The sequence below is a fragment of the Niallia oryzisoli genome (assembly GCF_036670025.1).
Taxonomy (GTDB): domain Bacteria; phylum Bacillota; class Bacilli; order Bacillales; family Cytobacillaceae; genus Bacillus_BD; species Bacillus_BD oryzisoli.
Genome location: NZ_CP137640.1, coordinates 4218091 through 4232785, shown reverse-complemented (window position 1 = coordinate 4232785; position 14695 = coordinate 4218091). Strand labels below are relative to the sequence as shown.

Genomic DNA, 14695 nt, shown 5'->3' with positions numbered 1-14695 from the left:
TCATGACTGTAAAACAAGCATATGTAGGGATGGATTTAGATACAAGCGGCGGCAGTGTTGTAACTGCGATCATTGCAGCGATTGAAGAAGATAATGAAGGTGTAATCGTTGAAGATTTTCATGTTTATAAAAAAGTAAAAGCGCCTGGGAAGATGGTTTTAAAAAGAGAAACGGTTGAAGAACATCTTGGAGCGGATTTTGATATGGATCAAGTGCACCTTGTGATGTCCTCTGCTTTCGGATTTATTACGGATTGGGACGAAGAACAGCTGACGATTGAATGGGAAGATGCAGAATAAGGAGGGATCAGTTACGTGGCTAAAATGGGAATAAAAGAAAAGTATCATGCAATGACAAGGGATTTAATGTGGGAGCCAAAGGATTTTGATATGAAACGGGTTTATCCTTTAATTGAAAAAGAAGGGATCATTCTCAAGGATCCAAGCAGATGGGAAGATCCATTCCGCATGGCTTATAACCAATATGTGAAAATCCAGTCTGAAAAAGACGGAATTTACCACGCGGTGCGAAATGCCTTTGAAGCAAACGACGGACATGCGAAAGTCGTAGATTCCCGTTGGTATGAAGGGGTAAAAGTATTTGCGAATGCCGTTCAGCCGGCAGAATATTCTGCTCACCGCTTGATGGCTTATGTCGGCCGTAACATACCAATTGAAGCCATCCGCTTTGCTACCTTCAATCAGGCAATCGACGAACTGCGTCATGCGCAAATTGAAATCAAGCATTACGCTCATATGAGTAAAGAAATCGACGGATTGCATGCATTTGCGAATACATCACAAAACCTATGGTTTAATACGGTGCCTAAGTCCTTCTTCGATGATGCGATGACAGCAGGTCCATTTGAAGCGTTAATGGCGATTTCCTTCTCGTTTGAATATGTATTTACAAATATTCTCTTCCTGCCGTTTGCTTCTTCTGCCGGTGCAGTCGGGGATGAAAACTTTGCTGCTGTTGGAAAAACAGTTCAATCAGATGAATCCCGCCATATGGCGCTGGGAATGTCAGCGTTAAAAATGCTGTTAGAGGAAGATGACCGCAATATTCCGATCATTCAAGGCTGGCTCGATAAGTGGTATTGGAGAGCATACCGTATGTTCTCAGTTGTCTCTACACTTGTAGACTATTATCCTCGTATTCGTCCTATTTCATGGAAGAAAGCATTTGAAATGTACGTTGAAGAGCAAGTATTTAATGGTCTATTCAAGGATTTACGTAAATACGGTATCCGTCTGCCGAAGCATGCGGAAGACAGCATTAAAGAAAAAGAGCATTATTCTCACGTAACGATGCGAATTCTGGATCAGTTCAAGCATGCCAATATGTTTAGAGGTTTCCAGCTTCAGCCGGATGACTATGAATGGTTATCAAACGAATACCCTTTATTCGACGAGTATTATGCACCATTTTTCCGACGCAACGACCATAATGTCTTTGCCAATGCCAGCCCTGGCGTTCCGGCCATTTGTCAGGTGTGTCAAGTTCCAGCAGAGTTTCCAGACCCAGATAATCCGACGAAGCTATGGACACAGTACAGTGAGTATAACAATAAAACGTATATTACTTGTTCTCCTGGCTGTAAGCATATTTTTGAACAGGAACCATTTAAATATATGCAAATTTGGTGGCCGGTAGAAGCCTATTTGAACGGCGAGTTTGGTGAAGATCCGGTAGCGGGATTATTCAAATATATTGGACTATCTCCGGATGAAGCCGGTGAACACTATTCCTCAAATGAGCATGCTCGTTGGCTTGAGTATCGCAGACATTTAGGACTCGATAAGAAATTTTTCTAGTAGGAGGGGATAGAATGGACTATTTGAAGGATGAAAACCATCTACTTGTCTGGTTCGTACTCAGACCGGAAATAGAAACGAAATTAGGAACCAGTTATCTAGGGATGCGCGCCCGCTATAATATGACTACAAATGAATTACTGAAAGAAATATTAGACACATATAAAGCAGATAAAGAAAAAAGCTATCGCTTCGTCTTAAAACGGGCTGCCGGGGATATTGAAATTTCCTTAGATAAGACCGTTCGAGAAGCTGGTATGCGAAATGGAGACTGCCTCCAAGTCATTGCTTGATAGAAAACTTATTAGAAGTAGAGGATAAGCATCCGCTTATTCTCTACTAAATAGATGGAATTACATAGAATAAATGAGAGGTGAGAAAGAAACATGAGCAAAACAACAACAGCAGTAGAAACTTATGAAATTACATTAGAGCCGAGTGGGAAGGTCATTACTGTTAAGGAAGGCCAAACGATACTGGATGCTGCGATTCGCAACGGAATTCAGGTTGCATACGGATGCCGACATGGCAGCTGTTCAGCCTGTAAGTGCCAAGTTCTTGAAGGCGATTATGAGATTATGGACCGCGTTTCGGACTACTCCTTAATGAGCTTTGAAAGAGAAGAAGGCTTTACGTTAATGTGCAGCACGCTCGTTGAAAGTGATCTTGTCATTGAAGTAGAGGAAGAAGAATCAGACCTGCCATTCTTTTCGGTTCATGATTTTGAAGCAGAGGTCGTGGAAAATAAACAATATACGCATGACATTCACATGATCAAGCTGAAATTACAGGAACCTGCTGAAGTTCCATATGGTTCAGGACAATTTTTTGAATTTGAGATACCTGGTCTAGATCATACACGTGCTTATTCGGTAGCAAATAAATATCAGGACGGCAGTTTGGTTGAATTTCACATTAAGAGAGTTCCGAACGGTCAAGGCTCCATTTATATGTGCGACCTGAAGGCAGGAGATACCGTTACAGGCTCAGGACCATATGGCAGCATGCAGCTCCGTGACCGCAATAAAGACTTGATCTTCGTTGCCGGCGGTTCAGGAATGGCTCCAATTAAATCGTTAGTTGAAGAAGTATTCTCTGACACTTTTGAAAAAGAAGCATGGTTCTTTTATGGTGCCCGCTCGAAAAAGGACTTGTACCTGGCTGAGGAGTGGATGGCATTAGCAGAAAAATATCCAAATTTCCATTTTATTCCTGCGTTATCGCAGCCGGATGCTGATGATGAATGGGATGGTGCAACCGGCTTCATTGCAGATGTTATTTCAGGCACCCTTGAAAATATGGCAAATATGGATGCTTATCTCTGCGGCCCGCCTATAATGATTGAAACAGCATGTGATGCCTTGTCAAAAGGCGGCGTTAAAGGTACAGATATTTCTTATGATGAATTTTAATAATGGGGAGGAATTAAAATGGCGAAAGTAATGCGTATTGGTCGAATCGAATTAAAGGTTTTAGACTTAGAAAAATCAGTAGAATACTATACAAAAGTAATCGGTTTAGAAGAAACAGGCCGAATGGGTGACAGTGTTTACTTAAAGGCGTGGGATGAATATGATCATCACAGTGTGATACTAACAAAATCGAAAAGTGCTGGGATAGCGCACTTCGCTTTTAAAGTAGAAACGCTAGATGACCTAGCGTACTTCGAAAGAAAGGTCGAAGAATTCGGCTGTACAACTACAAGAATTTCTAAGGGTACTAGATTGGGTGAAGGGGAAGCAGTTCACTTTATTTTACCGACAGGCCATCATTGCGAGCTGTACCATGAAATTGATTTCTTAGGGACAGCAGTAGGAACGTTAAATCCACATCCATGGCCGCTTGGAAAAGTGGGAATTGCGCCGCATCGTTTTGACCACTGCTTATTAACCGGTGATGATTTAACTACCGTTACAAGATTCTTTATTGATGCACTTAACTTTAAACAAAGTGAAAAAATTACGACTGTTGATGGCGAGGTGCTATTAGGAAGCTTCCTATATACAACGAATAAAGCCCATGATTTAGCGTTTGTAAAAGGCCCTGATGCAAAGCTGCACCATGCTGGATTCCATGTTGATTCCCTTCATGATGTGTTTAAAGCAGCAGATATCTTATCCATGTATGAAGTTCCGTTTGATGTGACTCCGACTCGTCACGGGATTACACGTGGTGAAACGATTTACTTCTTTGATCCATCAGGAAACCGAAATGAAGCATTTGCGGGTGGATACATTACTTATCCGGATATGCCGACGATTACTTGGACGGAAGATAAAATTGGACAAGGTATTTTCTACCACCGCAGAGAATTGTCTGAGTCCTTTATGAAAGCGTTAACTTAATTTGAACTTTTTAGAGCATTAACTATAAAAAAAGGAGGGATTAGCATGAATAAAATCACGCTTAAAGCAAGAGGGCAGCAATTTGAGTATTCCTGTGCATCAGATGTCACACCGTTAAGAGCAGCACGTGATCAGTTTATACCGATTCCAACAGGCTGTATCAGAGGCGGCTGCGGAATGTGCAAGGTGAAGGTGCTTGATGGTGATTATGAACAGGAAATCATTCGTTCCCATGACGCGTTATCTGATGAGGAATTAGCAAACGGTTTTGCGCTTGCCTGCTGTATGACAGCAAAAAGTGATCTTGAAATCATTGCCGTTGAGGATTACGAGAAAGCACAGCAGGAAAGTACAGAAACAATTAGTGGAAGAAACTAGTAGAATAGTAGCGAATGGATCCCAGCTTCTTTTAGAGCTGGGATTTATTCGTTATTTTTTGACTTTTTTGATAAAATAATATTTGTAGGTGTCGTTAACTGTCCTAAATTTGCTAGTGTTCTAGATAAAATATTCATTGGCGGTGAATTCATTGAAATATGGACAAATACTTGTTGATAACCAACATATGATCAAGATTCCAAGTTCAGCATTTGGGGCACTTCGCAGGGAATTGATTGATACATTAGGAATTAACCGCTCCAAAGGCTTTCTTCGTCGTTATGGCTGGTATTGCGGTGTAACCGATTGCAAGAAAATGTTAGAGCTGGATTGGGAGGACAAAAAGGACCTTTTTTGGGCAGGACCTAAAATGCATACCGAAAATGGTCATGTGGTAGTAGAGCCGCATATTTTGGAAGTTGATTTTGAAAAAGGAAGCTTACATTTTGAAGGAGATTGGATCGATTCCCAAGAAGCCCTAGAGCATATTAAGCTATTTGGATACAGTGACGAATCTGTCTGTCATACTTTAGTAGGCTACGCAAGCGGCTATCTATCTGAGTTAATAGAAAAACAAGTGATTGTAATAGAGACCAGCTGCATTGCAAAGGGGGATGACAAATGTCATTGGATTTGCAAGACGGTGGATGAATGGGATGGGGATCCTGAGGTTGAGAAAGAGCGCCATTTCTATGAAGCGGACCGAATTAGTGCCGAGCTGGAGGAAACCTATGAAAAACTTAGGGTTGAAAGGGACAACTTGAGTAAAACGTATGAGGTGCACCAGAACCTATTTAAAGAGGTCATTTTTGAAACAGGTGTCCAGCCGATTGCCGATGTGTTGTATGATACTATGAAAACACCTGTGGTAATTGAGTCCCTTAATTGTGAAGTGAGCGCTGCTGCGGGTATTTCGCTGCAAGAGGCAGAGAAATACTCATGTGAATTGAAGGAATGGTTAGCTAGGCCTAAACGCAAAAAAAGTGAAAGTAAGCAAGAAATCTTTGAAACCATGTTATTGGAGCTCTCACCCGGTCATAAGAGAGTCATCACACCTATCTTTTTTCGCAAAAAAATTTATGGATATTGTTCCTTTTTAACAAAAGAAAATAATGTGTCAGAAGTGGATAAAATGGTGTTAGGTCAGGCAGCCTTGGCTTGTTCTTTACACCTTTTGAATGAGCTTACTCGTTTTAATACAGAACAGCGTATTAGAGGAAGTTTTCTGGAGGATATTCTGAATAAACGGGTAACGGTGTCTGAAATTGTAAATTATGCTCATTATATTGGATTTGAATTGAAGCCGCCTTATTTTATGGTAGTGATTCATAGGCGTTGTGAGGAAATATCCATAAAGGAAGAAATTGAATTTAACGATGAATTCATGAATGATCTCTATATGTTTTTTCAACGTAATCAGATAAAATGCTTGCTTGGGAAAAAATCAGGGAATGTGATCATCCTATGTTCTAACTCTGTATTATCCAATTATTTAGAGAAAGAGAGCTTTTGCAGTCATCTGCTGTCCTTTTGTTCTAAAAAGTACCCGGAATTGTCATTTAAAATGGGCGTGAGCTCAAGCCATTTGTCCATTGAGGATGCCCCACAATTATATGATGAAAGTATGGCTTCATTAAAGGTTACAAGTTCTCGTCAAAACCTTGTTTTTTTTGAAACATTAGGGGTTGTAGGGATGCTGCTTCAGACAAAGAATCCTCAAACACTTGAAAACTATGCTTATCGTGTATTAGGTAATTTAGTAGAAGAGGATAAAAGTAAAAGTACGGAGCTGCTTATCACACTCTATTATTACTTAGAAAACGGGGCCAGTATTCATCAAACAGCCTGTGCTATGAATTTTTCTGTAAATGGCCTTCGCTATCGATTAGGAAAAATCAATGAACTCCTGCAGGTCGATCTTAACAAAGGCTATAACAAAAATGAAATCTATGTAGCACTTCAATGCCTAATCGTTTTAGGAGAACTTAAGCTACCATCTAATTAAACCATGAGTAAATCCTATAAGCAGATAGTACCTAAAAATATAAGGGCCTGTCCAAAAAGTCAGTAAAATTGATTTTTTGGACAGGCCCTTTGTTTTCAATATATTCAAAGTAAATATGATGAAAATTGGTATGAACCATACCAAAATTCAAAAAAAATTGAGTTACATCAACTCTATAATAAATATTCAAATCATTCTAAAATTAGAATACGCTTACAAAAAAGCGAAAGAAAAAAGGTATAAAACTGCTTCTGATGAAATTTTCCATGAAATTTAAACGTAATTTTCTGAGATACAAAAGGGGGAAGAGAAATGACAACTAAACCTGATTTCAAAAAAACAATCCGAGACCAAGCCTGGGATTATAAAACAAAGAATGAATATGAAGATGTGACAGTCAGACAACAGCCATATGTCCATATGCACTATCGCCATATTTTTGATGAGCGTGATTATGATATTTATGATCCACGTTATACACGTTTAAAATCTTCGGATTGGGAAGCTTACCGTGATCCAAAAAAGTTTTGGTATACAACCTATGTAAATAATCGTAAGAAAATGGCTGAGGAAGTTGAAAATGGCTTTAACTATGCGAATGAACTTGGTGTCATTGAAAATCTTTCACCAGAGTGGGCAGATGCAGTAAGAAATTTATATACACCGCTTCGTCACCTTGAATATGGTGAGAATGTTCAAATGCAGCATGTCATCCGTTATGCATTAGGTTCAGCGATTGAACAGTGCGCAACTTATCAGGCATATGACAAAACTGGAAGAGCTCAGTGGATTTCACAGTGGGCCATGAATATGCAGGAGCATCATGGTGATTTTCTAACTCATGGAAAACAAGTACTGCTTAATGAGCCTGCTTTCCAGCCATTGCGCCGTTACGTAGAAGAAGTTCTTGTAACCGATGACTGGGCTGAGGTGCTAGTCGCTGAAAACTTAACATTAGATCTTTTACTAGGAAACCTAATGTACCGTGAATTTAATAAGGAAGCGATTAAACATGGGGACACACATTTATCGATTATGAACCTTGTGATTGCTAAACAGTTAGATTGGCACCGTGATTGGGCATTCTCCCTTTTCAAGATGTTAGCACAAGATAAAGCAGAAAGCCGCTGGGATTATTTAAAAGCCCTTGGCTATGAGGACTGGGAAGGTGATTATCGCTGGGGTAGAACGTTAAGTGACCCAAGAGAGACGCCTGAGGAAACGCTTTCGAATGAAGAAATCATTCAAGACTGGGTGGATAAATGGTATCCGAAGGCATTTGAAGCTGTACTTGCCTTAGCTCCGTTATTCGAAAAACACGGAATTGATATCGATCTTCCGGCAACATTGAAAAAGATTGAAGAAGAAGCCATTATTCCAATTTACAAAAAATACAAACTTCCATTTAAACAATACGAAATAGCACTTAGCTAAGAAAGGGAAGATAAAAATGACTGTAAAGAAAGCATATGTAGGCATGGATTTAGATACTAGCGGAGGCAGCGTTGTAACCGCGATCATTGCAGCTATTGAAGAAGATAATGAAGGCGTTATCGTAGAAGATTTTGCCGTTTATAAAAAAGTAAAAGCACCCGGAAAAATGGTTTTGAAAAGAGAAACGGTTGAGGAGCACCTCGGGGCAGACTTTGATATGGATCAAGTTCACATAGTCATGTCATCCTGTTTCGGATTTATTACTGATTGGGATGAAGAGCAGCTGACAATTGAGTGGGAAGATGCACAATAAGGAGGACTATCATGGCTAAATTAGGTGTAAAAGAAAAGTATCATGCAATGACAAGGGATTTAATGTGGGAACCAAAGGATTTTGATATGAATAGGGTATATCCTTTAATGGAAAAGGAAGGAATTATTCTAAAGGACCCAAGTAGATGGGAAGACCCATTCCGGATGGCCTATAACCAGTATGTCAAAATTCAATCAGAAAAAGATGGCATTTATCATGCGGTTCGGAATGCTTTTGAAGCAAATGACGGTCATGCAAAAGTAGTAGATTCACGCTGGTATGAGGGCGTAAAAGTATTTGCAACAGCTGTTCAGCCAGCAGAGTATTCAGCACACCGATTGATGGCCTATGTCGGCCGCAACATTCCGATTGAAGCAATCCGCTTTGCTACTTTTAATCAGGCAATTGACGAATTACGTCATGCTCAGATTGAAATTAAGCACTATGCACATATGAGTAAAGAAATTGACGGACTTCATAATTTTGCCAATACAACACAAAACCTGTGGTTTAATACCGTTCCAAAATCATTTTTTGATGATGCAATGACAGCAGGTCCATTTGAAGCATTAATGGCGATTTCATTCTCATTTGAGTACGTATTTACAAATATTCTTTTCTTGCCATTTGCCTCCTCTGCAGGTGCAGTCGGAGATGAGAACTTCGCCGCAGTTGGTAAAACCGTACAGTCAGATGAATCCCGTCACATGGCATTAGGAATGTCTGCTTTAAAAATGCTGTTAGAAGAAGATGACCGCAATGTTCCAATTATTCAAGGCTGGCTTGATAAATGGTATTGGAGAGCCTACCGTATGTTCTCTGTTGTGGCAACATTGGTTGACTATTATCCTCGTATTCGTCCAATCTCATGGAAGAAAGCGTTTGAAGTGTATGTAGAAGAACAAGTGTTTAACGGATTGTTTAAAGATTTACGGAAATACGGCATTACTTTACCAAAGTTCGCTGAAGACAGCATCAAAGAAAAGGAACACTATTCTCATGCTGTTATGCGTATCCTAGATCATTATAAGCATGCGAATCTTTTTAGAGGTTTCAAATTACAACCTGATGATTACGAATGGTTATCGCAAGAATATCCAGATACATTTAGTCAATATTACGCACCGTATTTCCGCCGCATGGACAACCATGTCTTGGCTGGGTCAAGTCCGGGTGTACCGACTGTTTGTAGTGTATGCCAGGTTCCTACAGAGTTCCCGGATCCAGATAATCCGACAAAAATGTGGACTCAATACAGTGAATATAACAATAAAACATATATAACTTGTTCACCTGGATGTAAACATATCTTTGATCAGGAGCCGCTTAAATATATGCAAATTTGGTGGCCGGCAGAAGCTTATTTAAGTGGAGAATTCGGCGATGACCCAGTTGCTGGGTTATTCAAATATACAGGGTTATCACCAGAGGAAGCAGGCGAACATTATTCTTCGAGGGAGCATGCTCATTGGCTGGAGTATCGAAAACACTTGGGATTGGATAAGAAATTTTTCTAGAGATGACATGGGAGTGAAAAGGATGGCAAATTATTTGAAACAAGACAATCACTTAATTGTGTGGCCGGTTCTAAAAGAAGTCACAGAAAATGATTTGTTTCAAGGAAATATTGGAATTAGAGCCAGATATGATATGACAAATAAGGAATTGTTAGAAGCCTGCTTAGAGGCATGGAAGGCAAACGTTGAAAAGAGTTATACGTTAAGATTAATTCGTGCCGATTATGAAATAGAGATTTCTTTAGAGCAAACGGTTAAAGAAGCTGGGATTCGAAACGGGGATTATTTAGAAATCATCTCAGCATAGCTTTCTGTATATTTCTCCTTCAGGTGAATATAGGACATTACTTGAAGGAGAAACAGCAGTTTGATTGTTCTGCTTTTTTAGCATAGAGCGGTTGATAAATAGGATGATGAGAGAGGAGATAAAAACATGAGCAATACAACTACAGCTGTTGAAACATATGAAGTGACACTTGAGCCAAGTGGAAAAACAATCACAGTGAAGGAAGGTCAAACGATACTGGATGCAGCGATTCGTAACGGGATTCAAGTGGCCTACGGATGCCGTCATGGAAGCTGTTCTGCATGTAAATGCCAAGTTCTTGAAGGCGATTTTGAAATCATGGATCGAGTATCGGAATACTCCTTAATGAGCTTTGAGAGAGAAGAAGGATTTACATTAATGTGCAGCACTTTAGCTGAAAGCGATCTTGTGATTGAAGTAGAGGAAGAAGAATCAGATTTGCCTTTCTTTGCAGTCCATGATTTTGAAGCAGAGGTTGTTGAAAATAAGCAATACACACATGATATTCACATGATTAAGCTGAAACTTCAAGAACCTGCAGCAATTCCTTATGGATCAGGCCAATTTTTTGAGTTTGATATACCTGGATTTGACGAAACACGTGCCTATTCAGTAGCAAATAAATATCAAGACTCAAGTATCATTGAGTTTCATATTAAGAGGGTTCCAGAGGGCAAAGGCTCCAATTATATGTGTGATCTAAACGTTGGGGATATGGTAACTGGTTCAGGTCCTTATGGAAACATGCAGCTTCGTAATCGAAACAAAGATTTAATCTTTATTGCTGGCGGCTCTGGAATGGCTCCGATTAAGTCGCTTGTTGAAGAAGTATTCTCTGAGTCTTTTGATAAAGAAGCTTGGTTCTTCTATGGGGCACGTGCAAAAAGAGATTTGTATTTAGTTGATGAATGGGTGGAATTAGCGAAAAAGTATCCAAATTTCCACTTTGTTCCGGCATTATCACAGCCTGACGTGGCTGATGAATGGGATGGAGAGGTTGGATTTATCGCTGACGTGATTTCACGTAAACTTGAAAATATGTCGAATATGGACGCTTATCTATGCGGACCTCCGATAATGATCGAAACAGCTTGTGATGCCCTTTCTAAAGGTGGAGTAAAGGGTACTGACATTTCTTATGATGAATTTTAATAATATAAAACGATTTGGCAGGAGGAAAAAAAATGGCTAGAGTAATGCGTATCGGCCGTGTCGAACTAAGAGTATTAGATTTAGAAAAATCAGTAGATTATTATACAAATGTTATTGGCTTGGAAGAAACAGGACGGATGGGAAACAGCGTTTACTTAAAAGCATGGGATGAGTACGATCATCATAGCGTGATTTTAACAAAATCAAATTCCGCTGGATTGGCTCACTTAGCTTTTAAAGTGGAATCATTAGACGACTTGGCTTACTACGAAAGAAAAATCGAAGAGTTCGGCTGTACAACCACTCGTATTTCTAAAGGTACGAGATTGGGTGAAGGGGAGGCAGTTCATTTTATTCTGCCAACAGGCCATCATTGCGAACTGTACCATGAAATCGATCTATTAGGGACTGCTGTTGGCAATTTAAATCCGCACCCATGGCCGTTAGGCAAAAAGGGAATTGCGCCGCATCGTTTTGATCATTGCCTATTAACGGGTGATGATTTGAAAACAGTAACAAGATTCTTCATTGAAGCTCTTAACTTTAGACAAAGTGAAAGAATTACAACAGTAGATGGTGAAGAATTATTAGGGAGCTTCCTTTTTACAACGAACAAAGCGCATGATTTAGCCTTTGTTAAAGGTCCTGACGCTAAGCTTCACCATGCAGCATTCCATGTCGACTCCCTTCATGATGTGTTTAAAGCAGCGGATCTTTTATCGATGTATGAAGTTCCATTTGATGTAACGCCGACACGTCATGGAATTACAAGAGGGGAAACGATTTATTTCTTTGATCCATCAGGAAATCGAAATGAAGCTTTTGCGGGCGGATACATTGCTTATCCGGATATGCCGACCATTACGTGGACGGAAGACAAAATTGGACAAGGTATTTTTTATCATCGTAGAGAATTATCAGAATCCTTTATGAAAGCGTTAACTTAAACTAAGATTTTTATAAAAAATGAGTTAGAAGGAGAGAACCAAATGGTTAAGGTGACTCTTAAAGCAAGAGGACAGCAGTTTGAGTATTCCTGTACACCAGATGTAACGCCATTAAGAGCAGCTCGTGATCAGTTTATTCCAATTCCAACCGGCTGCATTAGAGGCGGATGCGGTATTTGTAAGGTAAAGGTGCTTGGCGGTGAATACGAGCAGGAAATGATTCGTTCTCACGATGCTTTGTCCGATGAAGAATTGGCAAAAGGTTTTGCATTAGCCTGTTGTATGACAGCAAAAAGTGATCTTGAGATCATTACTGTTGAAGATTATGAGAAAATACAACAGGAAAGTACGGAAAACATTAGCGTAAGAAACTAGTATATAAGTAACGAATGCATCCTATCCTCATTTTGAAGATGGGATGCATTCGTTATTTGATGACCTTTTTGATAAAATATAAAATGAACATGGTATAAAGTGATTATTTCTTTTTCTAGATTTCTTTTTTCATTATCATAAAACATTCTTTGGTGGTGAATGCATTGTTAAATGGAGAAATGGATATATACAATACTAGTAACCAAACGATGATAAAAATTCCAAGCTCGGCATTTGGAGAGCTTCGGCGAGAGCTGATTGATATGCTGGGTTTCAAACGATCAAAGGGCTTTCTTCTTCGGTATGGCTGGAATTGCGGGGTCACCGATTGCAAGCAGATGATGGAGGTCAAGCCTGAGTGTAAAAAAGATATTTTAATGGCAGGGCCTATGATGCATACAGCGAATGGTCATGTAGAAGTAGAACCGACTGGATGTGAAGTAGACTTTGATAAAGGGAGTTTATATTTTGAAGGGATCTGGAGAAACTCAAACGAAGCAATTGAACATATTAAACTATTTGGATCTAGCGACGAGCCTGTATGCCATTCATTGGTAGGCTATGCGAGTGGGTATCTTTCGACGATTATTGGAAAACAAGTACTTGCGAAAGAAACAAGTTGCATTGCAATGGGAGATGACCATTGTCATTGGGTTTGCCAAACGATGGACAGATGGAATGGAGATCCCGAGGTTGAGAAGGAACGGCAGTTTTATGAGGCAGACCGAATCAGTGCTGAACTGGAGGAAACCTACGAGAAGCTTAGGCTTGAAAGAGATAACTTAAGTAAGACATATGAAGTGCACCAAAATTTATTTAAAGAGGTTATTTTTGGAATAGGGATCCAGCCGATTACTGATGTATTATTTAAAACGCTGAAAACACCTGTGATTATGGAAACCCACAATTGTGAAGTCCGTGCTACTGCAGGTATTTCTGAACAGGAGGCTAAGCAATATTCTCTTGAATTAAAAGAATGGTTCGCAGAGCAAAGGAGTAAGAAGGGTAAAAAAAATAAGCATGAGATTCATGAAACGGTATTGCTGGAACTTTCACCCGGACATAAGAGGGTTATTACACCTATCTATTTCCGCAAAAGAATCTATGGCTATTGTTCCATTTTTACAGAAAAGAATAAAGTGACGGAAGTGGATAAAATGGTATTAGGTCAGGCAGCGTTAGCCTGTTCCTTACATTTATTGAATGAGCAGACCCGTTTTAATACAGAACAGACAATTAGAGGCAGTTTTCTAGATGATATTCTAAATAAACGGATACCCACCTCTGAAATTATCAGTAATGCTCATTATATTGATTTTGATTTACAACCACCCTATTTCATGGTGACCATTCAACGGAAGTTTGAAGAAACATCGATGAAAGAAGAAATTGAATTTAACGAACAATTTATGAATGATCTATTTAAGTATTTTCGGAAAAAACAAGTGAAGGGATTGCTCGGGAAAAAAGAGGGAAATATCATTATTTTATTTTCTAATGCTGCATTATTACAAAGCAATTTGGAAAAAGAAAGTTTTTGCCGAAAGCTGCTTACCTATTGTTCTGATATGTATGGTCAATATTCATTTAAAATGGGTGTAAGTTCAAGTCTATCGTCCATAGAAGATGCCCAGCAACTCTATCATGAAAGCATTGCTTCGCTAAAAGTGGCAAATTCCAAGCGTAGTCTTGTCAATTTCGATTCCTTAGGAGTTGTTGGCATGCTGTTGCAAATGAATAATCTGGAAGCGCTTGAACAATATGCTTATCGCATTGTGGGTAAATTAATGGATGAAGATAAAAATAAAAGCACGGAATTATTAATTACCCTCTATCAATATCTGGAAAATGGTTCTAATGTTCATAAGACAGCACGAGCGATGAATTTCTCCGTCAACGGTCTGCGTTATCGATTAGGAAAGATCAATGAATTATTACATGTAGACATCACCACTGCTCATAACCGAAATGAAATCTATGTAGCACTCCAATGTTTAATTGTGTTGGGAGAATTGAAGTTGCCTGCATAGGAATAGCTCATAGGTTCATAGTTCTATTTTCCTGTTTATGAAAAAGTTGTTCCCATTTTCGAAATATTCCTATAT

Annotated in this window: 15 protein-coding genes; all 15 read left to right on the top strand. The window is 39.3% G+C overall.

The genetic code is table 11. The features are described 5' to 3' along the window. Positions 1-2 precede the first annotated feature (2 nt). The 15 genes from R4Z09_RS21250 to R4Z09_RS21180 all read left to right on the top strand — a co-directional run bounded on the left by R4Z09_RS21250 (position 3) and on the right by R4Z09_RS21180 (position 14620). Complete coding sequence (locus R4Z09_RS21250) at positions 3-299, top strand: MmoB/DmpM family protein (RefSeq protein ID WP_338448720.1); 297 nt, start codon at positions 3-5, stop codon at positions 297-299. Positions 300-323: 24 nt separating this feature from the next. Then, a complete protein-coding gene (locus tag R4Z09_RS21245; RefSeq protein WP_338453327.1) occupies positions 324-1817 on the top strand; it encodes a YHS domain-containing protein in 1494 nt (497 codons plus the stop codon). Between the two features lie 14 nt (positions 1818-1831). Next, entirely contained in the window at positions 1832-2110 is a 279-nt protein-coding gene (locus R4Z09_RS21240) for a hypothetical protein (RefSeq protein WP_338448719.1), read from the top strand. A 93-nt stretch (positions 2111-2203) separates the two neighbouring features. Beyond that, a complete protein-coding gene (locus R4Z09_RS21235) occupies positions 2204-3229 on the top strand; it encodes an NADH:ubiquinone reductase (Na(+)-transporting) subunit F (protein WP_338448718.1) in 1026 nt (341 codons plus the stop codon). 18 nt (positions 3230-3247) lie between these two features. Further along, the gene (locus tag R4Z09_RS21230; RefSeq protein ID WP_338448717.1) at positions 3248-4162 is read left to right on the top strand and encodes a catechol 2,3-dioxygenase; all 915 of its coding nucleotides are present in this window, start codon (positions 3248-3250) and stop codon (positions 4160-4162) included. 45 nt (positions 4163-4207) lie between these two features. Next, positions 4208-4540, top strand: a complete 333-nt coding sequence (locus R4Z09_RS21225; protein WP_338448716.1) for a 2Fe-2S iron-sulfur cluster-binding protein — start codon at positions 4208-4210, stop codon at positions 4538-4540. Between the two features lie 151 nt (positions 4541-4691). Next, entirely contained in the window at positions 4692-6545 is a 1854-nt protein-coding gene (locus tag R4Z09_RS21220) for a XylR N-terminal domain-containing protein (RefSeq protein WP_338448715.1), read from the top strand. 312 nt (positions 6546-6857) lie between these two features. Then, the gene (locus tag R4Z09_RS21215; protein ID WP_338448714.1) at positions 6858-7979 is read left to right on the top strand and encodes a toluene hydroxylase; all 1122 of its coding nucleotides are present in this window, start codon (positions 6858-6860) and stop codon (positions 7977-7979) included. A gap of 16 nt (positions 7980-7995) precedes the next feature. Next, complete coding sequence (locus tag R4Z09_RS21210) at positions 7996-8292, top strand: MmoB/DmpM family protein (RefSeq protein ID WP_338448713.1); 297 nt, start codon at positions 7996-7998, stop codon at positions 8290-8292. Positions 8293-8303: 11 nt separating this feature from the next. Beyond that, a complete protein-coding gene (locus tag R4Z09_RS21205) occupies positions 8304-9809 on the top strand; it encodes a YHS domain-containing protein (protein WP_338448712.1) in 1506 nt (501 codons plus the stop codon). Between the two features lie 22 nt (positions 9810-9831). Next, positions 9832-10116 (top strand): hypothetical protein, encoded by a 285-nt coding sequence (locus R4Z09_RS21200; RefSeq protein WP_338448711.1) that lies wholly within the window; start codon positions 9832-9834, stop codon positions 10114-10116. Positions 10117-10242: 126 nt separating this feature from the next. Continuing rightward, positions 10243-11268, top strand: a complete 1026-nt coding sequence (locus tag R4Z09_RS21195; protein ID WP_338448710.1) for an NADH:ubiquinone reductase (Na(+)-transporting) subunit F — start codon at positions 10243-10245, stop codon at positions 11266-11268. 32 nt (positions 11269-11300) lie between these two features. After that, on the top strand, positions 11301-12215 hold the full coding sequence (locus R4Z09_RS21190) for a catechol 2,3-dioxygenase (protein ID WP_338448709.1): 915 nt from the start codon (positions 11301-11303) through the stop codon (positions 12213-12215). A gap of 42 nt (positions 12216-12257) precedes the next feature. Then, positions 12258-12590, top strand: a complete 333-nt coding sequence (locus R4Z09_RS21185) for a 2Fe-2S iron-sulfur cluster-binding protein (RefSeq protein ID WP_338448708.1) — start codon at positions 12258-12260, stop codon at positions 12588-12590. A 164-nt stretch (positions 12591-12754) separates the two neighbouring features. Next, entirely contained in the window at positions 12755-14620 is a 1866-nt protein-coding gene (locus R4Z09_RS21180) for a XylR N-terminal domain-containing protein (protein ID WP_338448707.1), read from the top strand. The last annotated feature ends 75 nt before the right edge of the window (positions 14621-14695 follow it).